General features: G+C 48.9%; 26 protein-coding genes, 1 other RNA gene and 1 pseudogene. 9 read left to right on the top strand and 19 right to left on the bottom strand.

From position 1 onward, the window contains the following. Positions 1-16: 16 nt before the first annotated feature. Positions 17-820, bottom strand: a complete 804-nt coding sequence (locus BCY86_RS02325) for a hypothetical protein (RefSeq protein ID WP_075276277.1) — start codon at positions 818-820, stop codon at positions 17-19. A 21-nt stretch (positions 821-841) separates the two neighbouring features. Continuing rightward, a complete protein-coding gene (locus BCY86_RS02320; protein ID WP_075276276.1) occupies positions 842-1,780 on the bottom strand; it encodes a hypothetical protein in 939 nt (312 codons plus the stop codon). Positions 1,781-2,025: 245 nt separating this feature from the next. Between BCY86_RS02320 and BCY86_RS10690 the strand changes: the two are divergent. Continuing rightward, a pseudogene (locus BCY86_RS10690) lies at positions 2,026-2,184 on the top strand (ribbon-helix-helix domain-containing protein); the annotation flags it as partial. Between the two features lie 140 nt (positions 2,185-2,324). After that, positions 2,325-4,133, top strand: coding sequence for a translation elongation factor 4 (gene lepA / locus BCY86_RS02310; protein ID WP_075276275.1), 1,809 nt, complete (start codon positions 2,325-2,327; stop codon positions 4,131-4,133). Between the two features lie 329 nt (positions 4,134-4,462). Here the strand turns inward: lepA and BCY86_RS02305 are convergent, their stop codons facing one another. The 9 genes from BCY86_RS02305 to nadB form a co-directional block, all read right to left on the bottom strand. Next, positions 4,463-4,810, bottom strand: a complete 348-nt coding sequence (locus BCY86_RS02305; protein WP_075276274.1) for a hypothetical protein — start codon at positions 4,808-4,810, stop codon at positions 4,463-4,465. After that, entirely contained in the window at positions 4,807-5,007 is a 201-nt protein-coding gene (locus BCY86_RS09580; RefSeq protein WP_156865000.1) for a hypothetical protein, read from the bottom strand. Before BCY86_RS09580 ends, BCY86_RS02305 begins: the two co-directional genes overlap by 4 nt. 217 nt (positions 5,008-5,224) lie before the next feature. Continuing rightward, entirely contained in the window at positions 5,225-5,383 is a 159-nt protein-coding gene (locus BCY86_RS09575; protein WP_172824774.1) for a hypothetical protein, read from the bottom strand. After that, positions 5,370-5,561, bottom strand: coding sequence for a hypothetical protein (locus BCY86_RS09570; RefSeq protein WP_156864998.1), 192 nt, complete (start codon positions 5,559-5,561; stop codon positions 5,370-5,372). Before BCY86_RS09570 ends, BCY86_RS09575 begins: the two co-directional genes overlap by 14 nt. A 498-nt stretch (positions 5,562-6,059) precedes the next feature. Further along, on the bottom strand, positions 6,060-6,320 hold the full coding sequence (locus BCY86_RS02295; protein ID WP_156864997.1) for a hypothetical protein: 261 nt from the start codon (positions 6,318-6,320) through the stop codon (positions 6,060-6,062). Positions 6,321-7,072: 752 nt separating this feature from the next. Beyond that, the gene (locus BCY86_RS02285; RefSeq protein ID WP_075277526.1) at positions 7,073-8,377 is read right to left on the bottom strand and encodes a dihydrolipoamide acetyltransferase family protein; all 1,305 of its coding nucleotides are present in this window, start codon (positions 8,375-8,377) and stop codon (positions 7,073-7,075) included. A gap of 11 nt (positions 8,378-8,388) precedes the next feature. Further along, positions 8,389-9,363: an alpha-ketoacid dehydrogenase subunit beta gene (locus BCY86_RS02280; RefSeq protein ID WP_075276270.1), complete on the bottom strand. Its 975-nt coding sequence runs from the start codon at positions 9,361-9,363 to the stop codon at positions 8,389-8,391. A gap of 76 nt (positions 9,364-9,439) precedes the next feature. Beyond that, on the bottom strand, positions 9,440-10,576 hold the full coding sequence (locus BCY86_RS02275; RefSeq protein WP_083604326.1) for a thiamine pyrophosphate-dependent dehydrogenase E1 component subunit alpha: 1,137 nt from the start codon (positions 10,574-10,576) through the stop codon (positions 9,440-9,442). Between the two features lie 19 nt (positions 10,577-10,595). Then, on the bottom strand, positions 10,596-12,209 hold the full coding sequence (gene nadB / locus BCY86_RS02270; protein ID WP_075276269.1) for an L-aspartate oxidase: 1,614 nt from the start codon (positions 12,207-12,209) through the stop codon (positions 10,596-10,598). A gap of 122 nt (positions 12,210-12,331) precedes the next feature. On the opposite strand from nadB, the gene BCY86_RS02265 reads away from it, so the two are divergent. The 3 genes from BCY86_RS02265 to BCY86_RS02255 all read left to right on the top strand — a co-directional run bounded on the left by BCY86_RS02265 (position 12,332) and on the right by BCY86_RS02255 (position 14,607). Then, positions 12,332-13,156 (top strand): electron transfer flavoprotein subunit beta/FixA family protein, encoded by an 825-nt coding sequence (locus BCY86_RS02265; protein ID WP_245776251.1) that lies wholly within the window; start codon positions 12,332-12,334, stop codon positions 13,154-13,156. Positions 13,157-13,172: 16 nt separating this feature from the next. Continuing rightward, on the top strand, positions 13,173-14,153 hold the full coding sequence (locus BCY86_RS02260) for an electron transfer flavoprotein subunit alpha/FixB family protein (protein ID WP_075276268.1): 981 nt from the start codon (positions 13,173-13,175) through the stop codon (positions 14,151-14,153). Between the two features lie 67 nt (positions 14,154-14,220). Beyond that, a complete protein-coding gene (locus tag BCY86_RS02255; RefSeq protein WP_083604125.1) occupies positions 14,221-14,607 on the top strand; it encodes a HesB/IscA family protein in 387 nt (128 codons plus the stop codon). Positions 14,608-14,674: 67 nt separating this feature from the next. Here the strand turns inward: BCY86_RS02255 and rnpB are convergent. After that, positions 14,675-15,155, bottom strand: an RNA gene (rnpB, locus tag BCY86_RS02250) — RNase P RNA component class A. 177 nt (positions 15,156-15,332) lie between these two features. Here rnpB and BCY86_RS02245 point away from each other — a divergent pair. Both BCY86_RS02245 and BCY86_RS02235 read left to right on the top strand, forming a co-directional pair. Then, complete coding sequence (locus BCY86_RS02245) at positions 15,333-16,430, top strand: hypothetical protein (protein ID WP_156864996.1); 1,098 nt, start codon at positions 15,333-15,335, stop codon at positions 16,428-16,430. A 321-nt stretch (positions 16,431-16,751) separates the two neighbouring features. Further along, positions 16,752-16,955: a hypothetical protein gene (locus tag BCY86_RS02235; protein WP_075276265.1), complete on the top strand. Its 204-nt coding sequence runs from the start codon at positions 16,752-16,754 to the stop codon at positions 16,953-16,955. A gap of 294 nt (positions 16,956-17,249) precedes the next feature. Here the strand turns inward: BCY86_RS02235 and ygfZ are convergent, their stop codons facing one another. Further along, on the bottom strand, positions 17,250-18,200 hold the full coding sequence (ygfZ, locus tag BCY86_RS02230; RefSeq protein WP_075276264.1) for a CAF17-like 4Fe-4S cluster assembly/insertion protein YgfZ: 951 nt from the start codon (positions 18,198-18,200) through the stop codon (positions 17,250-17,252). Positions 18,201-18,289: 89 nt separating this feature from the next. Here ygfZ and BCY86_RS02225 point away from each other — a divergent pair, with 89 nt between their 5' ends. Next, a complete protein-coding gene (locus BCY86_RS02225) occupies positions 18,290-18,949 on the top strand; it encodes a hypothetical protein (protein WP_156864995.1) in 660 nt (219 codons plus the stop codon). 76 nt (positions 18,950-19,025) lie between these two features. Here BCY86_RS02225 and BCY86_RS10685 read toward each other — a convergent pair whose 3' ends face one another. From BCY86_RS10685 to BCY86_RS10470, 3 genes are all read right to left on the bottom strand, one after another. Then, a complete protein-coding gene (locus BCY86_RS10685; protein WP_420814550.1) occupies positions 19,026-19,184 on the bottom strand; it encodes a (2Fe-2S)-binding protein in 159 nt (52 codons plus the stop codon). Between the two features lie 169 nt (positions 19,185-19,353). Continuing rightward, positions 19,354-19,497, bottom strand: coding sequence for a ferritin family protein (locus BCY86_RS10475; protein ID WP_275935837.1), 144 nt, complete (start codon positions 19,495-19,497; stop codon positions 19,354-19,356). A 58-nt stretch (positions 19,498-19,555) separates the two neighbouring features. Further along, complete coding sequence (locus BCY86_RS10470) at positions 19,556-19,699, bottom strand: ferritin-like domain-containing protein (protein WP_275935836.1); 144 nt, start codon at positions 19,697-19,699, stop codon at positions 19,556-19,558. A 234-nt stretch (positions 19,700-19,933) separates the two neighbouring features. Between BCY86_RS10470 and BCY86_RS02210 the strand changes: the two genes are divergently transcribed. Beyond that, on the top strand, positions 19,934-20,347 hold the full coding sequence (locus BCY86_RS02210) for a bactofilin family protein (RefSeq protein ID WP_075276262.1): 414 nt from the start codon (positions 19,934-19,936) through the stop codon (positions 20,345-20,347). Between the two features lie 16 nt (positions 20,348-20,363). On the opposite strand, the gene BCY86_RS02205 is transcribed toward BCY86_RS02210, so the two are convergent. The 3 genes from BCY86_RS02205 to efp form a co-directional block, all read right to left on the bottom strand. Next, on the bottom strand, positions 20,364-21,002 hold the full coding sequence (locus tag BCY86_RS02205; RefSeq protein WP_075276261.1) for a protein-L-isoaspartate(D-aspartate) O-methyltransferase: 639 nt from the start codon (positions 21,000-21,002) through the stop codon (positions 20,364-20,366). Between the two features lie 149 nt (positions 21,003-21,151). Next, positions 21,152-22,651, bottom strand: a complete 1,500-nt coding sequence (gene hflX / locus BCY86_RS02200; RefSeq protein ID WP_245776250.1) for a GTPase HflX — start codon at positions 22,649-22,651, stop codon at positions 21,152-21,154. A 275-nt stretch (positions 22,652-22,926) separates the two neighbouring features. Beyond that, positions 22,927-23,487 (bottom strand): elongation factor P, encoded by a 561-nt coding sequence (efp, locus tag BCY86_RS02195; protein ID WP_075276259.1) that lies wholly within the window; start codon positions 23,485-23,487, stop codon positions 22,927-22,929. Between the last annotated feature and the right edge of the window lie 108 nt (positions 23,488-23,595).

Below are 23,595 nucleotides of genomic sequence, written 5' to 3'. Positions count from 1 at the left end.
GAGGAAACAGAGGCGACTAAGAAGCAGCAGCCTGTTGCCCCTTCCCTCCCGCATCAGTTGGTCCTGTACTAGCTGGTCCTCCATCACCTGCTGCTGCATCCGCCGCACTCACATCCATCCCTGTCCCTCCATCCGCCTGCTGATCAGTCCCTTGAGAGGATGCAACAGACGGCAATTCCTCTTCATTTCGTATCCAGCGGGTCACACGACCTTCAAAACTGTCATCGAATCCAATGCGCTCAAGTTTGCCGTTGTTAAAAAATTGCCATTCGTCCGGCTTCCCATCTCCGTTGCGATCCTTATGCACAAAGGCAAGCACACCATCTTCATAAATACGCCATTCATCTGGTTTCCCGTCCCCATTTCGATCGATCTGCTCTTCCACCAACTGGCCATTAACAAATGAACGCCACACATCTATTTTGCCGTCGTAATTCGTATCCACTTTCTCTAGCGTTGGATCTCCATTCTGATTGTACGTGCGGACAATGTCCTTGACACCATCCAGATTCGTATCTATCTCGCGGCAAACAAGAATCTTCCGCTGGGCTCCTCCATCCCCCAATCCCTGATAGATTTGATACACGCGACGGATATTAGGAACTGCGGAACCCATCCCAATGATTTCCTCCGCCTCCATATCTGGATTTCCTTTCCAATCACCGCACAATGACTGCTCTTCTTTCTCCTTCAGAGCTTCTTTTATCGTATGTTCTCTCTCTTGTTTGGCTTTCTGTCTTCCTCCACAGGCACCAGCAAACATCGCGCTAGCACCTGCAATCAAAACCAGTAACCCTGCTACATTAGCTTTAGCCACCATTCTTCGCGTCCCCTTTTCGGCTTAATCTTGATGAGAAGATGATTTTTTTTCGGGCATAAAAGAAGATGCTTCATTCTTTTTCCTCTTCGTTTTGTTCTTTCCTTCCCCCCCTTTAACTGCATGAGAACCCCCACCCTGTTGCGTCTGCTCTGGAGAAGAACGAGTTTGATTGGTAGTCCCACGAGCCTCCGCTGCAGATGCAGCTTGTGGAGCATCATCCCCTACATCCGCAGAAACTTCTTTTCCTTCCCCACTTTCTGCGAGCACACCTCCTTCAACACCCCCATCCATTCCTCCAGCTGGCGGTATTACCTCCTCACTCTGCTTCTGCTGGGGTTGTTCAAACACAATAGAAAGCGGCTCTTGTTGATCTGGGTCTTTGATCTCCACACGCAACTCACCATCTTTCCAAAACCACCACTGATCAAATACTCCTCTGCCCATTGAATCGCGCCCACGACGCACAAGCTGACCGGTTGCTGGATCAAAGTAGTCGATCGTATCCGCCTGATGAGTCCCCAACACAGCAATGAGGCGACGCACCAGCCGCCCTTCTTCATCGAATAGGCTTATTGCAACAGCTTTATGTTGATTATCATAATACACTTCCCGTCGGCGCAGTTTTCCCGTCGGCCAGAAGTACTCAAAAATATCCCCCTTTTCGTTTCCAGTGAGATTTGTCATGCGGCAGATCTCAGATCCTCCCGATCCCGCAAGCACATGTAGGACAAACAGTTTTTTTCCCTGGACGTTGAGCGTCTCTTCCCGCACACGAGATCCCTCTACATCACAAGGTTCGTGCACAATTTGCGTCTCCGAAAAACTCACCTTATTTTCTTGCTGCGCCTGAGGGACTGACCCAACCCCTTTGCATGACAAAATCCAAAAGGGACCAGCTACCCAACAAGCAACAGCAAGCCAATTCCGTCCTGTTCGAGAAAAGAAAAAAGAAGAATTCATATAATACCATTCCTCCGAACAGCACCAATAAGCAAGAAATAGTGCATGATTTTACAAACAAGCGAATAAGAAATTATTTTAATGGTGTTCCATATATTGTGTACAATACCTCATCATTAGATTGGTATCTTCTTGAAAGACCATATATATTCACGTATTGTATAGCGATGTCAGAGAGAATCAATCAACCTTCAAGTTAGCAAGGCTCCTCACCCAACGAAGAACTGTAGAGGGTAGCAACACGGATGTCCCGAAAGAAAATTTCAACCACCATTTACGTGACACCTGAGCAGATGGATAAGCTCAGACTCCTCCACGAACGCACGAAAGTTCCTGTTGCAGTCTACATCCGGGAAGGGATCGACCTTGTGTTGCATCAGTATCAATATCTTCTCCCAGGTCAGCTTCCACTCAGTATGCCTTCAACCCATCCAATCTCCTCTTCGATCCAGAGCCCTTCCTCTTCTACTCCCTCCAAACCACCAATCAAAGCCTCAATTCATACTGATGAAAAAGGACAGAATCCTCTAAAGCGATAGGTCGTATGCCTACCTCTCACGCTGCTTCACGTATTCGCAATTTTTGCATTATTGCACACATCGATCACGGCAAAAGTACTCTTGCAGATCGCATTCTAGAAATGACAGGAGCTCTCACTAAACGACAAGCAAAAGAACAATTTCTCGACAAGTTGGACATCGAGCGGGAACGCGGCATTACCATCAAAGCACAAGCTGTACGCCTCGAATACGTCTGTCCGAAAGGTGAGGTGTATCAATTCAATCTGATCGATACACCTGGGCACGTTGATTTCAATTACGAAGTCTCCCGATCCCTATCCGCCTGTGAAGGGGCCATCTTAGTGGTCGACGCAACACAAGGAGTAGAAGCCCAAACGTTGGCCAATGTTTATCTGGCGCTCGAACACAATCTCGAGATCTTGCCTGTATTGAATAAGGTCGATCTTCCTTCTGCTGATCCAGAAAAAACAAGACATGAGATTGAACAAGTGATCGGCCTCGATTGTTCGGAAGCGATTACCTGCAGTGGGAAAACAGGTGTAGGTGTAGCCGATATTCTCAAGCAAATTGTGCATAAAGTACCCTCACCTCGCGGAGACGCATCAGCCCCGTTGCGCGCCCTCATTTTCGACTCATGGTATGACAGTTACCGAGGAGCCATCGCCTTGATCCGAGTTGTCGATGGCATCCTTCGCCAAGGGGATAAAATACGTTTTCTCACCACCGGCGGTGAATACGAAGTTACAGACATAGGAGCTTTTCAACCCTTTCCAGTCACCTTGGAAACTCTTCATGCAGGAGAGGTCGGTTTCATCGCAGCAAACATCAAAAGCGTTCACGACACAAAGGTAGGGGATACCATCGTACATAAGGGGAAAAAAGTTCCTGCTGCACTCCCCGGCTATAAGGAAGTTAAGCCGATGGTCTTTGCCGGCATGTTTCCAACCGATAGTGCCTCCTATCCCGATCTGAGAGATGCACTCGAAAAGTTACATATGAATGATGCTGCTTTTTCTTTCGAAGCGGATTCCTCTGAAGCACTGGGATTCGGCTTCCGGTGTGGTTTTTTAGGATTACTGCACATGGAGATCATCCAGGAACGACTTGAGCGTGAATTTAATCTGGATCTGATCACAACAGCACCGAGCGTTATCTATCACGTCTACCTCTCGAACGAGGAAATGGTGCGTGTGGAAAACCCAGCAAAATTGCTGCCCACTCAATTGATTCAACGTATGGAAGAACCGATCGTCAAAATGGTCATTCATGTTCCCTCTACGTACGTAGGAGCCATTTTGGCACTCTGTCAGGAGAAACGTGGAGTTCAACTGAGCATGCAGTATTCCAGCCCGGAAAGAGTGATGATCACGTACGAGCTCCCTTTCAACGAAATCCTCTTCGACTTTCATGACAAACTCAAGAGCATATCGAAGGGTTACGCCTCGATGGACTACGAGCTTATAGGATATCGCCCCAGCCCTCTCGTCCGCATCGATATGCTCGTCAACGGAAATCCGCTGGATGCGTTATCGACGATTGTCCACCAAGAGAAAGCCTACTCTCGAGGACGAGCGCTCGCAGAAAAGTTAAAGGAATTTGTTCCACGGCAACAATACGAAGTTGCCATTCAAGCAGTGATCGGGAACAAAATTATCGCTCGGGAAACCGTGCGGGCCTTGCGTAAAGACGTCACTGCTAAATGCTACGGAGGAGACATTAGCCGCAAGAGAAAACTACTTGAGAAACAAAAAGAGGGGAAGAAACGGATGAAACAAGTAGGCAGCGTGGAAATCCCTCAACAGGCATTTTTAGCGATTCTCAAAATCGAATAACGCGATTCAAGAGGAGAACCAATGCCCTAGGGAGAAGGACCGGGTGTGAGGAAGATGTCTTCAAGACGTCCTCCCGGGGATCACAGGATTGCCTGGCACAGGATGAGAACTCCCCGTATGAGGCTTGATCTCGTACTCACATATTTCCCCCTACACTAGGGATGTAGAGAAAATGACCAAGCCTATCGTCTGCGATCATTTGAATATGCTCCTCTGTTTGAAAGGGGGAGCCGGGAACGGGAGACAATTGTCCTGGGAGAGGATCGATTTTATGTACTATAGTCTTTGAATCAGAGCTGGTGCTAATATAGAGAAATCGGTCAAGAGGGTCAGAGGGCCATGTATGCAGAGCAGATGGAATAGGGAGGCCCTTGGATTTCAGTGAGAAGCTCGGTGGTGGGATGGACCCGGTAGGCATGGATGGTCCCTCCAGGCAGGGTATTGGCATAGAGAAATTGACTATTCAAGGCATCGACCAGACGGGTAGGCCATTGCTTCACCTTCATCGAAAGACCAGTAATCGGCGTCAACCTCCCCGTCACCGCATCTACCGTGTAGCCAATCAACGCAGCAGGAATAGGGTAGAGCCCCTTATCTTCACCATCAAGGAGATACGCAAAGCGAGCAGGGAGAGGGCCAAAGACTGCTGTGCATTCCCTCACACTGTCCAGCGTCACCGTAGGCTCCACCCCTTACAATCCCCCACAAATCCAATCAACGACAACATGGGGCCAGCTTGAGCAGTCAACGTGACCGCAGTCCTTTTCGGATATCTGTACCCACGTCCCCACATCGGATCCCCGCTGGAAAGGACACAATCACTCCCTCCCCTTTCCCCCATTTGCTCACATCCAGTATAATCCCCCCTCCCCACGAAAGGCTCCTTCTCTCTCCCTCACTCTCACACAGCTTCGGGTCCTCCACCTTCACCTCTTTCATCCTCTCCCTATTCCCCCATCACCCACCCCACTAACTAGGGCTTGAATTGCTCACCCCTGAGGTGAAAATGCGTCAGTTTTGGAAACTTCCCCTTCAGACTATACACCCCCTCATTGCTTTATCCCCTCCCCCATAAGGACAGAACAATACACTCAGCTCAGGTAACCTCGACAAGAGAGTGCTCCATCCGTAAATTCATCCGTCAGACGCAAAACCTCCACTTCGGCCATACCTTCTCCATCGGAATGGACAACGTCTTGTCCGTCAACAGCGGACATCCGCGAAGTGACAACGAATTCATTGATGACCACCCACACGCTTGCGTGAATACCTCATCGGAGAGCGTAACACCCCCCACAACTGGGTCACCTGAGGCCACTTCTTCGTCGCCAACCCAATAGACTCATCCTTAAATCCGTGTTCCAGAGAACAGAACCCTACCGTCACTGCATTCAACTTAGGCCACAAAGGAGGCAAAGCAATGGTCACCTCACTGAATTAATTGCCATAGAGAGTAAGCGAAGCAAAGTCCTTATGTCATCGACGAGCATGGGTAAGCGCCGCAGAAGTCAAGTGATTGCCAAATAGTGAAAGATTGCGCAGCTCAGGCCAGAATTAGGCATAGGCCAAGGCCCCATCGGTCACCCTCCCGCTGAAGTCGTGAATGTACCGACTCCGCAGTGTGCTCACCTTCGAACTGCAAACCACCAAATCCCGGAGGGAAGACGAGACACTCAGCACCTCCATCATGTTGTCATCGGCATTGGTCCCCCACAGGGTTACACCTTGTACCTTATGACTTTATAGCCTGAAAATCATCGGGGGGGTGAACTCAAAGCATTTCTTAAACCCCACGTAAGGGTTACCTCAAGCAATCTCCTTACGACCTCGCTCACATGAGTCGATCTGCTCCTCCACGCCTACTGTGAATACAGTCAACTTCAAAAGGGTGTTCTTGACCTCGTCGGTGTCTTCTCTATTCAAATCCTAAGTCCAGTTGCCAGCGATCCAGAGAGAGGTGAGGTTTGGGCAGAATTGGAGAATGTAGGGGATTATCTCTTCTGCAAATCCATAGCTGCAGAAAGTGATGGAGATACGATTAGGACAATATGCAAGCAGATGGCCCATCCCTCCCGTCGACAACACAGACTGCTCCAATCTCAGATTATCTAGCGTCAATACGCGTAGATTTAGCTTCTTAAGATACTCAAGCCCAACATGATTGACTTCCGTATTCACCAATATCAATCTATGCAGATCCCCTTATCTATCCCCAGATAGATGATTATCTCATCGGTCACACTCGTATCGGCAGGTCCAGTCCAACAATCCCTGCACCTACACTCTCCATAATATGAAATACGGTCAGGGCCTTCCTCCCCCTGAAGGAAAGTTGAAGTGCGAGATCCTATTGCTTCTCCTTTGCAGAAAAGCATTGATCTCCTCATAATTCATTAGCTTAAGACTGCTCCAAGCAGATAAGTCAATGAATTTCAGCGCGCTCTGTTGGGTTACTATGGCAAGTAGCTCCTCAGCATCTGAATCCATATGGCTCTCACTGCATCCAATACAGCTGACCACAAAAAGCATACATCCCACTCGGCAACTTCTAAGATAAGCCATGACTCCACCTCCTAAAGTCGCATCAAGAGAATTCCCTCGAGGCAACTCCCTGGCCTCGTTACAAGAAAGAAAAGAATTCAGCAAAATGAAAAAAACTGTCTGCTTCCTCTCCCTCTCTGCCAAGGTGAAGCAAAACATGAAGAAAACGAAGAAGCTCTCGTCTAGTGCTACCACTGAGTGAGACAGAAAAGATAAAAGAACGGCTTTCGTAGGTTACACCACAGGCGCCCTAAAAATAGGATGATATCAAGGGTGATCCAGACGCTTGAAAGGATCGTGATCCTTTCTACCTCACCTTATTTCAAAAGCATAGGACGCAGAGCCTCCTTCTACCCACACAGAGACCACTACAATAGCCACTTTATTCTAATGAACATTTAAATATTCAAAAGAAAGCGTTCGGGACTCTCTAGATAACCGATCACATCATAGGCAAAATTGGCTGCCGTTTGTCCATCGACAAGACGGTGATCAAACGAGAGCGACAAGAGCATCACTGCCCCTATGGTGATCTCATCCTGGACAACGACAGGCTTCCTTTTGATCTGATGCACCCCTAGAATCCCCACCTCAGGGAAATTAGGGAGCGGTGTTGCAAACAGTCCCCCTTTGGCCCCAAGTGAAGTGATAGTAAACGTAGAGCCCGATAGCTCATGGAATCCCAACGTCCCTGATCTTGCCGCACGCGCCAAGCGCTCAATATCTCTGGCAATATCCACAATATTTTTCTGATCCGCATTCTTAACGACAGGAACCACAAGTCCAGCTTTCGTAGCTGTCGCAATACCAATATGGTACTCTTTTTTATAGACGATCTCCCCCGCCTTCTCATCGAGATACGCATTTAAGATAGGGTGTTTTTTAAGAGAGAAAACCACTGCTTTAACAATAAACGGCAGAAAAGAAAGCTTGGTATTTTGCACTTCAACGGCAGCCTGAAAACGTTTGCGCAACTGAATCAACGCAGTCACATTGCATTCTTCTACAAAAGTAGAGAGCGCTGCTGTATGGGCAGCCAATTCCATTCTCTCAGCCATCTTACGTTGGATCCCGAGCAAAGGGGCCCTTTCTTCAGAGGGAGAAGAGGGGCCTAGTCGAGCGACCGGAAGAGGAGAATATTTGGATTGTTGTTGAGGAAAAGAGCAAATGCTCTCTTTTAAACTTTCGATTGTGTTTTGCCCCTTCTGAACATAAGCGAGCAAATCCGCTTTCGTGATCTCTCCCCGTGTTCCTGTTGGTGGAATCCGCGTGAGCTCGACATGCAACGTTCTAGCGAGTTGACGAATGGCAGGAGTAGCCAAAGGCTTGGAAGCAAGGGAATGTTTCTCTGCTGATTTTAGAGTATCCAATGAAGAACGATTGAAAGAATTTTGTGTACCAGGCAAAGAGCCAGAGATCTCCCCGACTGCACTGGCAACTACCTCTCTTTCGCGGTGAGTTCTATCCCCCTCAAACACAACCAGAACAGAATGAACACTGATCACTTCCCCTACTTTCCCTCGCAACTCCACCACTTTACCAGCGCGGGGGGAGGTGATGGTCATAGTTGCTTTGTCGGTCATCACTTCAACCAAAGGCTGATCTTCCTGAACCTCATCCCCAACGGTCACAAACCACGCTACAACCTCCCCCTCTGTGACCCCTTCCCCAATATCTGGCAATTTAAATTCCCATTGATTCATTCGACCCTCCATCAAAAGCGTATCGTATCAAGGATGGCAGGATAGATCCGATGGGCAAGCGGAAGGTACTCTTTTTCAAGAATATAAGGGAAAGGAGTATCAAGACCTGTCACGCGCACAGGAGGAGCCTCAAGATGATAGAAGGCTTTTTCTTGGATAAGAGCTACAAGCTCCCCTCCCAGTCCACCAGTCTTAGGTGCCTCGTGGACAACAATCACCCGCCCTGTTTTTTGAACACTCTCCACAATCGTCTCAATATCCAGAGGCCAAAGGGTCCTTAAGTCGACAACCTCACATTCAATCCCGTCCTTTTTCGCCTCCTCTGCTGCAGCGATCGCTTCGTAAAGCATAGCGCCCCATGCAATCAAGGTCACATGTGTACCTTCGCGGACAACATCAGCTTTGCCCAACTCGACCAAAACTCGACCTTCTGGGACCTCTGCTTTGACTGCGCGATAGACCCGCTTGGGCTCAAGGAAGAGAACTGGATCGGGATCTGCAATCGATGCCAAAAGCAACCCCTTGGCATCATACGGATTCGAAGGACAGACAACTTTAAGGCCAGGAATATGAACAAACAGCGCTTCCGGCGATTGAGAGTGATAATGTCCTCCCCGAATCCCCCCTCCTAGCGGCATCCGTATCACCATTTTCGCAGAAAACTCCCCCCCTGAACGATAACGATACTTGGCAAGCTCATTGACGATCTGATCATATGCAGGATACACATAATCAGCGAATTGGATCTCTACAACGGGGACAAGACCATACAGCGCCATCCCAACTGCACATCCTACAATCCCCCCTTCGGAGAGAGGCGTATCGATTACCCGATCCTCTCCAAAAGTAGACCACAAGCCTTGGGTCACGCGGAAGACTCCCCCTAACTTCCCAACATCTTCTCCCATTACAATTACACGGGGATCGCGTTCCATCGCGTAACGCAATCCAGCCCCAAGCGCTTGAACCATATTCATGCAAGGCATCGATTTAAGCTCTAACCATTTTACTTTTCTAAAGCACTACAATTTAAAAGCCAAACAGAAACATTCACGTTTTCGATCACCGCGGACGGGCTCCTTGAAGCAGCTGCTCAAGCTGTTCTCGGAGATGCCAAGGGGGTACGGCATAGACATCTTCAATAATCGTGGACAAGCCAGGAGGAGCCACCTGCTCCGCATCTGCAATCGCATCTTTGATGTCTCTCTCGAGCTGTTCAACCAACTGTTGTTGCTGCATTCCCCCCCATAGTTGTTTCTGTTCCAGATACAGGCGAACACGCTTGAGAGGATCACGCCCTCGCCACGTCTCTACCGCTGTTTCATCTCGATAGACCTGTGGGTCGTCACTCGTGGAATGGGCTCCTACGCGATAGGTCACCGCCTCAATCAGGGTTGGGCCTCCTTCCGCCGCAGCATGGTCTATGGCATCTTTTGTAGCCTTGTAGACAGCAAAGAGATCGTTCCCATCAACCTGCACAGCTCGGATTCCATACGCTGCCCCCTTCTGAGCAAAGGTTGCGCTTGCTGTTTGTTTTTCCGTGGGAACACTGATCGCCCAACCATTATTTCGACAGAAAAAGATGGCAGGTGCCTTAAAAACCGAGGCAAAATTCATACCGTTGTGGAAATCGCTGGAACTCGTCCCCCCATCTCCAAAATAGACAAGAGTAACCAATTCTTCTCGCTTCTGTTTGGCAGCCCAAGCAAAACCAACCGCTTGCGTGATCTGAGTCCCTACAGGTGAGCTGACAGACACAAAATGTCCTTCTCGCCATGTATAATGATCAGGCATCTGACGCCCTTTAACCCGATCGCGACTGTTGCCAAACATGTTATCCAGATAGCTCTGAAGGGGTAGCCCACGCCAAAGAGCAGCACCAAATTCCCGATAGCATGGGAACACCCAATCCTGAACACGAAGAGCCGCCACCGATCCCACTATCGACGCCTCTTCTCCCACAGACCCAATATGAAAACCGATGCGACCTTGTCTCTGCAGTGCAACCATCCGATCATCCAGGATTCTCATCAACACCATATGCCGATATAACTGCACCACAAGCTCATCAGAGAGGTTGGGATCATATGCAGGATTGAGCGTAGAGTCATCCCTCAACACTTGAAGCAGCGTGTTTTCTGAACCAGAGTTCGAAGGAGCAGGAATCGAAGTTAACGTTGTGTTCTGTAATTTTTGCATTAGGCATCCCAAATTCAGATTACAATTTGCGAAGGAAAGGGGAGCTCCCTTTCCGGAGAATGGTATCCCCTTCATAGTTCTTTTGAACGGAAGGGAAATCGACCAGATAATGAATACCTCGGCTCTCTCTACGCGATAAAGCTGCTTCCACCATGAGCCGAGCAACAATAGCGATATTTCTAAGTTCAAGCAAATTACGCGTCACCACGTAGTTCCAATAATACTCTTGAATCTCCTCCCACAGTAGATCAATTCGGCGCAGAGCGCGCTGAAGGCGCTGCGTCGAACGAACAATACCAACGTAATTCCACATAAAACGGCGCAACTCGTCCCAATCCTGGGTGATCACTACTGCTTCATCCGAAACAGTCGCTTGCCCCACTTCCCAGTCCGGAATGGAGCCGCGCATTTTCCGCTTTTCTCTCCCCTTCAACACCCGGGCTACCCTTGATGCAAATACAGCACCTTCCAGCAATGAATTGGAAGCAAGGCGGTTCGCTCCATGAAAGCCCGTACACGCACACTCACCAATAGCCCAAAGACCTGGGAGAGAAGTTTCGCCGTTCACATCAGTGACAATTCCGCCACATTGATAATGAGCTGCAGGGACTACCGGGATCGGTTGCACTGTGATATCAATCCCCAACTTCAAGCATTCGGCATGGATCATCGGAAAACGCTCGCGCAGAAAGGACGGCTTTTTCTGGGTGATATCGAGCAAGACGCATTCAGCGCCCGTGCGCTTCATTTCAAAATCGATCGCCCTCGCCACAATATCCCGAGGGGCTAATTCACCGAGCGGATGGTACTTCTTCATGAAAGGGATGCCATCGACACCTCGCAAAATGGCCCCCTCTCCTCGCATTACCTCACTGACTAAAAAATTTCTCGCTTGTGGATGGAATAAACAGGTGGGATGGAATTGATAGAACTCCATATTAGCCACTTCTGCACCTGCGCGATAAGCCATTGCAACCCCATCCCCTGTGGCAATATCTGGATTGGAGGTGTACAGATAAACCTTGCCCGATCCTCCTGTCGCAAGGATCGTGGCATTAGACCGAATAGTAATCACTTTCTTGTTTTTAATGTCGAGCACATAAGCGCCGACACAGAGAGAAGTCCCACTCTCCATTTTGCTCAGCAGCAGATCGACAGCCATATGCTTCTCTAGCATGCGGATACGGGGATTATCATCCGCTGCCTCCAGCAGCGCATTGATAAGCTCACGCCCCGTCGCATCTCCGCGATGCACAATTCGGCGATGACTGTGCCCTCCTTCTAAATGGAGATCGAGCTCCAGAGGCCCCCCGCGAGAAGAAGACTCCATATCGAATTGAACACCAAATTTTTGAAGGCGAGCAATACAAGAAGGACCCTCGCGCACACACATACTAACCACTTCCGGCTTACAGAGATTACCCCCCGCGATCAGGGTATCCTGAATGTGCGATTCAAAAGAATCCTCAGAGGAAATTACAGCTCCAATGCCACCTTGGGCGTACTTCGTATTGGACTCATCCCGCACAGTTTTGGTGACTACGATCACATCCCCGTAATCCACTACTTCTAAAGCCAATAAAAGACCCGCTATTCCACTCCCTATAATCAGATAATCACATGAAAGCTGCATGAGAACGCAGAAGAGTTTTGATAGCTCTTTCTGAGGAAGAGCTATTTATTTTTTTGTATTTCCTACAAAATATTCTAAAAGAAGCAAGATAAAGTGACTATGAAGAGATCCATTAAGGCCAGATGTTGAAAATTCTAGTCCCTTTTAAGCAAGTTGCTCATCTTGAACGGGCTGAACAAATATCTCAACCCTTCTCTTCTTTAAGAGCGCTCGGGCTTGAGATGAGGCCCAACCCCTACGATGAGTATGCCCTCGAAGCAGCCCTCCGTTTAACAGAGAACGGAACCGATTCGGAAAGGCGCCTCGGAGAAGTCGTTGTCGCCTCTTTGGGCTCTCAGGAGGTTAACAAGATCTTAAAAGCAGCGCTCGCGATTGGAGCCGATCGCGCGATATGGGTGTCCACTCCTGACGAATCCCTCGACGGTGACCTCGTCGCCCGAACCCTGCAATCTCTCGTCGAGTTAGAAAAGCCCGATCTCGTCCTGCTGGGACAACAAGCCGCAGACACAGATTCCTGTCAAGTTGCAAGCCTCCTCGCCTCTTATCTCAAGTGGCCTCAAGCGACATCGACCACCTTCATCGAAAGCGAAAAGGACACCCGGTTGCTGATCCACCGAGAGGGGGACTTTGGCGTACTGCGGATGCGTTTAATATTACCTGCAGTGGTCTCCGTCAATATGGGTGTTGTAGGGCCTCAAAGCGTGCGTTCAGCTCACACACCCATTGCACACGTTTATCCTCAAGGGGTCCGCATCGCCTCGCTGAGAGGGCTCATGAGCGCCAATAAGAAACCTCTTGTAGAACGATCCCAGATGGACTTACTAACCGATACAAAATTAAAAATAGTCTACTCTTCTTGTGAACCGCTCGCTCCGCGCAAGGCTGGGATCAGAGTCTCAACGGTACAAGAGCTCGTCCATCACCTCAAAGAAGCAAAAGTAATTTAATGGTCTTCTGGATCTTATGAAAAAGCATATCCTTGTGATTGCAGATTGGCTGCATCAAAAGCTCCAGCGATCCACGCTGTCTGCGATCGCTTTTGCCCAACAGTTGCTCCAACGAGGGGGCTCTTTTTCTATTGTGGTTGTCGGAAAAGGGGCAACTACAGCAGCTTCAGAAGTGGCTCATTTCGGAGCAGAAGCAGTGCTGATCGTCGACACCCCTTCTCTATCCTATCCTCTCTGTGAGCATATTGCTCCTACTCTCGCTTCCATCGCTCAGACCAAGTCTTTCGAAGTAGTGGTGGTGGCTTCCACCTCCTTTGGGAAGGAGATTGCCCCTCGCCTTGCTGCTATACTCCAAGCAGGCTATGCGTCGGACATTCATGCCGTCTCTCTTCAAGAAAACAAACTCGCTTATAAAAGAGCACTCCTTGCTGGAAATGCCTATGGAACCTGCTCGATCGAAACCCCGATCCACGTAGTGAGCATTCGCCAAGGAGAATTCCCAATAGCAGAGCCAATCCCTTCCTCAAGTCCGATTGAATTCATACCTCTCCTCCCTTCTGATGAAGCAGCTCTGCGCACAGAATTCCTCTCGTTATCTTCAGAACAATCGCGGGCGACCAACCTAGGAGATGCGCGTATCATCGTAGCGGGAGGACGTCCCCTCAAAGAACGGTTTATCGAACTCCTCAGCCCGCTCGCAGAAGCACTAGGAGCAACCTTAGGCGCAACTCGCCCTCCGTGTGAAGGGGGGCATGCTCCCCCCGAGCTCCAAATTGGACAGACAGGGCGTAGCATTTCCCCCCTCCTCTATCTAGCAATCGGTATCTCAGGAGCACTTCAACACACTGCCGGGATCAAAAATGCTAGAGTCATCGTCGCCATCAATCAAGACGCTAGTGCCCCCATTTTCAACATCGCAGACTATGGGCTCGTCGCCGATCTCTTTGTCGCTGTGCCAGAGCTTGTCAATGCGCTTAAAGCGATACAAAATACATAATGCATCCACTTTTTGAGTTATACGAATCAAACCTTTTGTACATCCCCTATTTAAAGGAGTTAAACTGATGAACACAAGCACAGAACAGATTGAGACAAACCAGAAAACCACTCTCCTTGAGTATGGAGAGGGGATCACAATCACAGAACGAGCTGCAGAAAAAGTTCGAGAGATTGCAGCGGCAGAAAACCTAGAAGGGCAGGGCTTGCGTCTGCGAGTCATAGGAGGAGGATGCGCCGGACTGACTTATGATCTCCATTTTGAAGACAGTGTCACAGAGATGGACGAAACGTTTGCATCGCAAGGGATTCACCTGTATGTAGATCCCTTGAGTTTTCACTATCTCAAAAATACCCAGATCGATTATGTGGAAGGCACGCAAGCATCTGGATTTAAATTTCTAAACCCGAATGAGAGAGGCTCTTGTGGGTGTGGTTCCTCTTTTTCAGCCTAAATGAGAGACTTTTCATAATATCCGAACCGATGAAAAGCAAGACGCCCCCCATTCTTGGAGGGCGTCTTGGTCAATGCCGCAAATAAGCCGAGTTTTGTATTGCTTTCAGTCATCTGAACAACAACAGTTATCATTCCTCTAGGATAGCCGTTACCGACTACCTCAAGCAGCCAACCCGTAGGCCCGAGCGAGTAGCCCTTCCCTCTCTACTCCTGTAAAGGAGAGAGAGATGCAATCCATGTGCAGATGATCGCTTGCCTACCTACACGGCCTTGCTCCCAATGGGGTTTACCATGCCATCTAGCGTTACCGCAGATGCGGTGGGCTCTTACTCCACCTTTTCACCCTTACCTTCCTTGTTCAGAGCTTTCAAAAGCTGCAAGCTCTGGGTCAGGCGGTCTTTTTTCTGTGGCACTTTCCTTAGCGTTGCCGCCACCGGGGGTTACCCGGCATTGTACTCTACGGAGCTCGGACTTTCCTCTCGTCCTCCTTTCTAACCCACGCGGATTAGATTTAAGATTAGACCAGCGATAACCTATGTGACATCAACAGGATAAGAATTGCATGTTTATACTATCCATGCAACATGGGATCTTAGTTGGCTTTCTCGCATTCTCTCGACTCACTACAAAAAGTGAATACCGAGATGAACCTCTTGCAGATGAATCTTTTTTTTCATCACCTTAGCATTGATTATCCACAATCCTCTCATAGGTAGGCCTCTAGTGCGGGTAAGAAGCGTTTCTGTACATTTGATCCTGAAGTGGTCGACTTGCATAACAGGGATCGCTCTTCTATGCGAGACATCTCTCGCAGCTTCCCCTAATACCTGCACACCTTATTCGTCTCGCTGCATTAACTCTGATATCCTCTGGCCCCATCCAGGAAAAAGGGAGTTTGTCGCCCTAGGTCCCACCCAATTGCTTGAACCGTATGAATTTTCAGTGGCACTCGTCACCACATACCAATATCAACCGATCACTATTCAAGTCCCCTCCCCCAAATCGATGGGAATAGAGCTGGCGGTCATTGAAAATCAGCTCAACACAAACTTACTTTTCGCTTATGGAGTACTCCCTCGCCTTCAATTGGATGTCATCCTCCCTTTTACCCTGATGCAGTCCGGTGCAGGCATGGCTCCTCTCTCTGGAGGAGAAAAGCTCAGAACCCATACCCTACGAGATATGCGCTTCGGATTCGCATACCGTCTTCCAAGCACTTCTTCCCCCTCTTCTACCCTTTCATGGAGTCTAGTCAGCAGGCTGCAGATGACGGCTCCAACGGGTGACCCCCTCCAACTGGCAGGGGAAGGGATCCCGGTCATCTTTCCAAGTCTCGCTTTAGGGATGAAACACCACCGCTTGCTGCTCGGTGTCGAGACAGGAGCACGCATTCGTCCGACCTCTACATGGAGCAATCTAGCAATCGGAACACAGATCTCGATGATAACAGGGGTTGGCTATGATCTGCTCCCATCGCGCAAAAAGCTGATCGCTTTCCTAGAAGCTTGGGCTTTGCCCACTTTTCCTGTTCAGAAATCACTCCCTCTCATTCCAAAAGAGGATCTGAGAATGTTTTTGATCCCATCAGAATGGATGCTCTCGCTTCAAGCGACCAACCTATTCAACACAGGATTCAATCTCCAATTCGGCAGTGGGACAGCTCTCCCTTGGATTGGAACCAATACACCAACAGAACCACAGTTCCGCTTTGTGATCGGTCTCGCATATCTCTCCCCATCTGGACTACAATCCTCTCTTTCTTCTCCCTCCCCCTTCTTTCTGAGTGGGCTGAAGAGAGGCATAACCTATGAAATGCTGTGAAACCGACAAAGCCCGCCACACCCTCCTCCGCCTATCTCCCCGAAGCCTAATTCCAACTGACCTCATCCAATAGCTGAAGCGGCACAAGATCCATCGCGGATGCTAGAAGCGAAAGGGATCCTCGAAAAAACAGAAATATGTACCTTTAGTCATCCAACCTACCCTATTCCAACGTGTTCTATTCCCGGCCTCGCATGCGTGCTTCCTCTGGAAAGAGACATTCAGGTTGCAAGAAGAAACGTCTACGTTAAAATTACCGCGCCCTTCTTTTCTGGAAGCTGGAAGACAGAATAGAGCCCTCAACTACTAGCAGGAGAAATTTTGAACAGCCGCTCAGTCACCCTCGATGTGCTGGTCATCGCTCTTCCTAAGACCGACATGACAAACCACTCCACCATCGAAGATCCCTCATCCCCTCCTGTCCTCAAAGAACCACTTTATCCCCCTTCAGTTCTGTCTATTCATTCCAACTCTTCCTCCTCTCAGAAGCATATCTCTACTGAATCAGATCTTTCTGATCCCTAGCAAGAAGCGATCGCTGTAAGTGCAAAGCAAAACCCTACTGCTTCGAAAACACGTCTCACCAGCCATGCCCCCTCGCGTGTTCACCATAGGGCAATCGCTCTCGAAAAAAATCCATCTCCAGTAACTGATGATATCTTCAAGTATTTTACATTCGGTTGGGTGAGGTGCTCAAGGCGGATTCGTGAAGTCTTCTTAAAAATTCTCCGTGTGGTCCCTGTCGTGGTCGAATCCCTCCCCCGCCGTTTCCTGTTAGAACGAAGATAACTGCAACGAGCGATTACTTCCCTCTCTTCGTCACAAAGAGGTGAACAAAGGGATGACCGAAACACCCGCTGTTCCACACTGCAAAGGTCCACCTAACTCGGCCACAGAGCGCTTGACCCAACCTAAAGCCAACACGTGATCCAGCCCAGGATGAAACTCAGAGCTCGTGATTGATCCTACCACCATCCCCTCTTTATTTGTCAGCTCTGCACCTCGAGGGGGCGGGGAGTCTCCTTGGATCGCGAGACGCATCAATTTCTTTTTAACCTGCCCTCTCAACTCCAACATGCAGACTACTTCCTGCCCGAGATAGCACCCCTTTGAGAAAGATACCGCTGTTTTATCGAGACCCGCTTCTTGGGGATAACTCGTACCATCGAAATCGATGCCGAACACAGGAATACCACGCTCTATCCGCAAGATTTCCCAACCCAACGTATCACCCCATATCCCTTCTCTCTCATCGAGAATCTTTCTAAGCGGATGAATACCATCTGAAAACACAGAGGGATCCCACACACACAAAGCCCCCCCCAGCCCAGTCCGATCGAGAACTCCACTGGCCAGCCATCCTTTTTCAGCCGAAGCTGTTTTCATCACTTCCACTGCTCTCGGACCATGGATAAAAAAGATCTCAAAAGGTCCCGAATACGGCAGGATTTCAACCTCTTCCATGATCAGATGGCGATCCAAAAATGCCTGCACCTCTTCACGCATAACAAGGGGCAGAATAAGCCATATTTCTTCCCCTCGCTCGACCAAGAAAAGATCGGTGAGCACTTTCCCTTTTGGAGCCAGAATAAGACCGTAGAGTGCCGCGCCTTGGGATCGCGTGAGGAGATCGCATGTTAAGAGACCATTGAGCCAAGTTTGGCGATCTATACCTCCAACCCGAAACATGGTATATTTTTGTGCTGGAACGAGAAGTGCACTCTGATGAGATGCATGCAATTGAGATGTGATGGCTATAGATTCGACCATTGCTTCTTTTTCTACCCTTGGTTGTTGACTTTGCGAACATGTCCCCCCTTTTCGCTCGATCCCCCTTCTGCATATGGAATCGGACGCACATGCGCCTTGCTTTGTTCCTTTTGTTGAAGAGTCTTCCAATCTCCGCCGAAGTGCTCCCCGAAAATGCCATTCAACAGCTGCAAATGGGAGAAACCCTCCTTTTCCCAGAAACAATCGAAGAAGATGAACAGCGGTACGTGGGAGGAGTTGCCTACACACTGGTTGACATTTCCCTGGAACAGATGACACCTCTCCTTGAACGAGCAGAAACTTATCAAGCAATTCTCCCTCGAATCAAAAGCGCAAAATGGACTACTGCGAATCCACATGAACCGCTTTTACACCTGCGCCACAGCACCTCGCTGATGGATATAGAATACACCCTCATCTTCCAGAAAGACATCCCCCATCGAACCACCCGGTTTTGGATGGATAAACGTTCTCCCCATCCCATCGAAGATGCCTGGGGGTTTATCCGCTTTGACCCTATCATTACCTCTTCCCATGCCCCCCAAGCACTGATCACCTATGGAGTCTTGGTTAACATTGGACCAGGCCTTATCCGAACGCTGTTCGAAGAAAAAATTCGCGATATCTTGCTTTACATCCCTCACGCCTTGCGCCGCTATCTGATCCAATCGGCTTCCCCCCCCAGCCCCTCTTCCCCTCACAATACACTTCTCCATCCTCCTCTTTCCTCAGTAGCTCAGTTCTCTTGAAATCTCCCAGAAAGCACAGCTATCCACCTGCCATCCCAACCATACTCAATTCCCATGCCATATGCTCGTCTCCTTTCTATTTCTCAACCTTGTAAGCATCAATCATTTCCTGGTTCATCGGGATGCATGCTCCACACCACACACCTACCCGACAGGCTCGCATTAACGTATGCACATAGCAGGCTCCCTCTTCTATCACTTGTTTGAACGTCTCTTCTGTTACAGCAGAACATATACATACATTGCTCCCTCTTTTCTCTCCCAGAGAATATGATAATGAATTTTATTCTCAATAGTAATTTAAAAAGAGACCGTCCTTTTTTTCCAGTAATTAAGAATGCAGTTGCTGACTCAAGTAAACTGCATCACCTAACTGTATAAATGAGTTCGACTTGAGACTCTAGCTACTCCACGTGCCCTTCTTCAGAAACAAGGACTTTCCTCAGAAGGTCCTCAGAGCCATTATCCAAAAGCTGCCGAGCTAATGCAATCCCCCGCTTCATCAGAGCAATCTTTTCTTGCTCGAGAGCAAGATCGCGATGCAACATTTCAGAAACTGTCTGCCCGATCGCGAGCTTACCAAGCTTCTAAAGATTGGGAAGCCCCTCATAAAAAAAGAATGCGCTCCACCAGCTGTTCGGCATGCTTCATCTCATCGATCGACTCCTTGAAAATCGCTGCTGCAAGCCGTTCATACCCTCGATGCTGACATATCTTCGCATGAAGGAAATACTGATTGATTCCCGTCAATTCATGGTAATAGTTTCACTTAACAATTCGACAACTTGAGGTTCCCCTTGCACCATTTCATCCTACCTGTTGAAAAAGATCATAAGGTTCTTCTTTTGTATCAGTCCCTTTCTTGAACGGCCAACTATCTTCTCCAAAATAAACGCATGAAGAGGGACTTTCCCACGCTGCAATCAGAAAAAAAAGAAGAAGGTAGGTTGCATCGATAAGGTTTGCCTGTTAACTGAATAGGTTATGGATCCATCAATCGCATCATCGGAATTCACTACACTACTAGGTCACGGTACTCAGTTCGAGGGGAAGCTTTTCTTCGAAGGGAACGTGCGAATCAACGGTATCTTTAAAGGGGAGATCATGAGTAACGACACCCTGATCATCGGAGAAAACGCAGAAGTCCATGCAGAAATCGAAGTTGCTACTGTTATCATTCAAGGTGGAGTCGTATATGGGAACATCCAAGCGAAAAACACACTCGAGATCCACGCACCCGGTAAACTGTTGGGCAACATTCATTCCCCATCTATTCTGATCGAACGCGGAGTCGAGTTTCAAGGCTCATGTCGCATGGATCCCATCGAACAATCGACTTTTTCGTCTCCCACCCAGACCAACACCTCCCCCTCCCCTCTACCCGAAGTGCTCCCTTAAGCACGGCTTGCCTTATTCAATTGTCCGCGATCAGAGGGACAAACTGAACCTGTACGAGCATTTTTTGCTGATAGTTTGTTTGTCCGAGACGTGTGACGCAGGTCAAAGTCTGTTGGCCACCCGAATCAATAGGGATCACTAATCGCCCTCCAACCTCAAGTTCATCCATCAAAGGGGGAGGAATTTGAGGGCTGCTGGCGGCCACTGAAATAGCTCCATACGGAGCTAAAAGAGGCCACCCTCGTGTCGCATCCGAACAGATAATCTGCACGTTGGAACAATGCAAACGTTCCAAATTCAAGCGTGCCCTCTCTGCAAGTGGACAGATCCGCTCGAGCGAGATGACTTGACGTGCTAATCTGCTGAGAATGGCGGCAGCATAACCAGATCCCGTTCCCACATCGAGCACGCGATCATCCGACTGAACTTCTAAGGAGACAACCGTCAGCGCCACAATGTAGGGTTGGGAGATGGTCTGTCCTTCTCCTATAGGCAAAGCGGAATCCGCATAAGCATACGCTTGGCAATCCTCTGGGACGAAAAGCTCACGCGGTACTTCACGGAACGCCTGGACCACTCTCGGATCGCGTATGCCGCGAGCCATCAAATGATACTCGACCATATGTGCTCGTTCCCGCTCGAAATGAATTGCCATCGTCCCACCTTAAAAGAAAAACCCTCACTGCACATTGCATGTGCGCAGTGAAAGGACATATCGCTCACTCCATCGCCCCCAACTCTTTTATCGACTTAAGCATGGCTTGGAGAATAGAACCTTATCGAAATACAAAATTGTAAAGTTTACTATAACACAAAGTGAGTCATTCTACTTAAGACACTTTTCGCGCTGACTGGATCCCGCGCATTGATCATCAATGCTTCCGGATACCGCTGCTGAATCGCGGTAGAAACCAAATCAGAAATCAGGTCCACTTTATTGAAAACAAGTAAACGTGGAATCGATTCAATTCCTAATTTTTCGAAAACCTGCTCGGCTACAGCCATATGCTCTTCATAAGCGAGAGCACTAGCGTCCACCAGATGAAGCAGCACCGATGCTATTGCTGTCTCCTCGAAGGTAGCTCGAAATGCAGCAAATAGATCTGGCGGGAGGTTACGAATAAATCCCACCGTATCCGTGATAATCACCTTTTCCTTGCTCTGCCCCACCCCTTCTATCTCTACTTGGCGAGAACGCGTATCGAGCGTCGCAAACAATTTATTTTCAGCCAGCACTTGCGCTCCCGTCAACGTATTGAGAAAAGTACTTTTCCCGGCATTGGTGTATCCCACAATTGCCAACGCAGGCACACAACTCCTCTCTCTTTTGTGGCGCCGTTGAGCGCGTTGTTTGGCAAGCTGCCGCAATTGATCCTCAAGATAGGCGATCCGCTCTTTGGCTCGCCGCTTCCCAATCTCGAGTTTTGTCTCTCCAGGGCCTCTTCCTCCAATCCCACCTGTTAAACGGGAAAGCGAATCATCTCTCTGACTCAATCGAGGAAGGCTGTATTTTAGCTGAGCCAATTCTACTTGGAGTTTACCATCTCGACTTTCTGCCCTTTGTGCGAAAATATCTAAAATTAATTGAGTCCGATCGATAATTTTGAGATCGGTCATGCGAGAAAGCGCTGTCGCTTGAGCAGGAGTCAAATTATGATCAAAGAGGAGCGTACACACATCCAATTCCATCGCGCGCAAAATGATATCTTCCAGCTTTCCTTTGCCGATGACCAATTGGGGATCGAGACACTCGCGCATTTGAATCACTTCATCCACTACTTCCGTCCCCGCTGTGTAAGCGAGCTCGCGCAACTCGCACATCCCCTCCTCTGCACGTCTCCACGCTTCAGGCCTATTTTTCTCAGCAACGTGCACTAAAATGGCACGCCCCTCTCTTGCTTGCACTCTGTGCAGCGCAGAATACCTAGCGAATTCAGACTCCAAGTCCGCCATCAGAGAGCCCACATGCACTTTGACCTGACCGAGAGGGATAGGTCCTATCTCTTGATAGCCAGCTTGACTCTTCCCATCTGTCCGAGAAAGTGGCGTGTTATACGCATACGTCATCGAACGCGCTTCCCCCGAAGAAGCGATCTGAATGGCAGCAACCAAGTCCAAACGCAAACGGACGAGATCAATAATATCATCCCGACTGAGCGGCTCATGATAAAGGTGGGTATGGACGAGACGAAGCCCTCGGAAGCGCCCTTCCGCTGATCTCAAGCGCCCGATATCCGGAAGCATCAGTTTTGTGGCACTGCCCACAATAACGTAATCAATCTCACCGGAGCGATGAATTAACACACCTATTTGCCTACGGGATTCCAGCGATCCTTCTACTAAGGAACGGGTCAACTCGGGTGTGGAGATGCAATCTAAAGGAACACGCCGGCGATAGATGCGCTCAAGTTTTTTTTTGACTGCTGGAGAAAGTCCAGTGGTATTGCCGTAAAGATCAATAGGACACCTTCTATCTTTCCATCATTGATGGATGGCCAACATCATCATTCAATGCTTCACCTTACATAACCCTCTGATTGGGGAACGAATTCATTCACTCGAGGGTTATGCATGAATCATTATTGGTTCACCCGCTCGAGATAACTGCCCGTTGAGGTGTCCACTTTAATCCATTCATGCTCTTTGATGAAAAGAGGCACTTGGATGACCGCACCGCCAGCAATGGTAGCTGGCTTAGTAGCTCCTGTCGCTGTATCCCCTTTAACGCCAGGCTCGGTAGCCACAACTTGAGCGACCACGTGAGAAGGGAGCTCCAGGGCGATTGCGCGACCATTGTAAAGCGTAACGTTACACTCCAACCCTTCGATCAAGAAACGTTTTTCATCCCCTAACATCGCTTTATCGATCGAGAGCTGCTCACCCGTCGTCGTATCCATAAAAACATAGGCATCGGCTTCTCCCCAAGAGTAGGTCATCCCCCTCGTTTCTACATCTGCGAGTTCGACCGCTTCACCCGACTTCCAAGTTCGTTCGATGACGTTTCCGTTCGTCATGTTTTTAATACGACAACGCGTAAATGCCTGCCCTTTCCCTGGTTTGACAAATTGATGCTCAATGACGGCATAGGGAACGCCATCTATCTGAATTTTTATTCCTTTGCGAATATCCGTGGTTTGCATGATGTTGAATCAATTTGAGTAGCACGCCCCCTTGCTAGGGAGCAATAGAACATTACATCCTCTGCCATTGTCATTCTAGAAAGTCTTCTTTTCCTGTTTTTAAGGTAT

This window comes from Pajaroellobacter abortibovis, assembly GCF_001931505.1.
GTDB lineage: Bacteria > Myxococcota_A > Polyangia > Polyangiales > Polyangiaceae > Pajaroellobacter > Pajaroellobacter abortibovis.
Note: the sequence above shows the minus strand (reverse complement) of the source record. Positions and strands in the feature narration are given on the sequence as shown.

Coding starts and splice junctions, on each gene's coding strand:
- BCY86_RS02325 (WP_075276277.1), bottom strand. CDS start 820: ATGGTGGCTAAAGCTAATGTAGCAGGGTTACTGGTTTTGATTGCAGGT.
- BCY86_RS02320 (WP_075276276.1), bottom strand. CDS start 1,780: ATGAATTCTTCTTTTTTCTTTTCTCGAACAGGACGGAATTGGCTTGCT.
- lepA (WP_075276275.1), top strand. CDS start 2,325: ATGCCTACCTCTCACGCTGCTTCACGTATTCGCAATTTTTGCATTATT.
- BCY86_RS02285 (WP_075277526.1), bottom strand. CDS start 8,377: ATGAATCAATGGGAATTTAAATTGCCAGATATTGGGGAAGGGGTCACA.
- BCY86_RS02280 (WP_075276270.1), bottom strand. CDS start 9,363: ATGCCTTGCATGAATATGGTTCAAGCGCTTGGGGCTGGATTGCGTTAC.
- BCY86_RS02275 (WP_083604326.1), bottom strand. CDS start 10,576: ATGCAAAAATTACAGAACACAACGTTAACTTCGATTCCTGCTCCTTCG.
- nadB (WP_075276269.1), bottom strand. CDS start 12,209: ATGCAGCTTTCATGTGATTATCTGATTATAGGGAGTGGAATAGCGGGT.
- BCY86_RS02265 (WP_245776251.1), top strand. CDS start 12,332: ATGTTGAAAATTCTAGTCCCTTTTAAGCAAGTTGCTCATCTTGAACGG.
- BCY86_RS02260 (WP_075276268.1), top strand. CDS start 13,173: ATGAAAAAGCATATCCTTGTGATTGCAGATTGGCTGCATCAAAAGCTC.
- BCY86_RS02255 (WP_083604125.1), top strand. CDS start 14,221: ATGAACACAAGCACAGAACAGATTGAGACAAACCAGAAAACCACTCTC.
- ygfZ (WP_075276264.1), bottom strand. CDS start 18,200: ATGGTCGAATCTATAGCCATCACATCTCAATTGCATGCATCTCATCAG.
- BCY86_RS02225 (WP_156864995.1), top strand. CDS start 18,290: ATGCGCCTTGCTTTGTTCCTTTTGTTGAAGAGTCTTCCAATCTCCGCC.
- BCY86_RS10475 (WP_275935837.1), bottom strand. CDS start 19,497: ATGTTGCATCGCGATCTTGCTCTCGAGCAAGAAAAGATTGCTCTGATG.
- BCY86_RS02210 (WP_075276262.1), top strand. CDS start 19,934: ATGGATCCATCAATCGCATCATCGGAATTCACTACACTACTAGGTCAC.
- BCY86_RS02205 (WP_075276261.1), bottom strand. CDS start 21,002: ATGGCAATTCATTTCGAGCGGGAACGAGCACATATGGTCGAGTATCAT.
- efp (WP_075276259.1), bottom strand. CDS start 23,487: ATGCAAACCACGGATATTCGCAAAGGAATAAAAATTCAGATAGATGGC.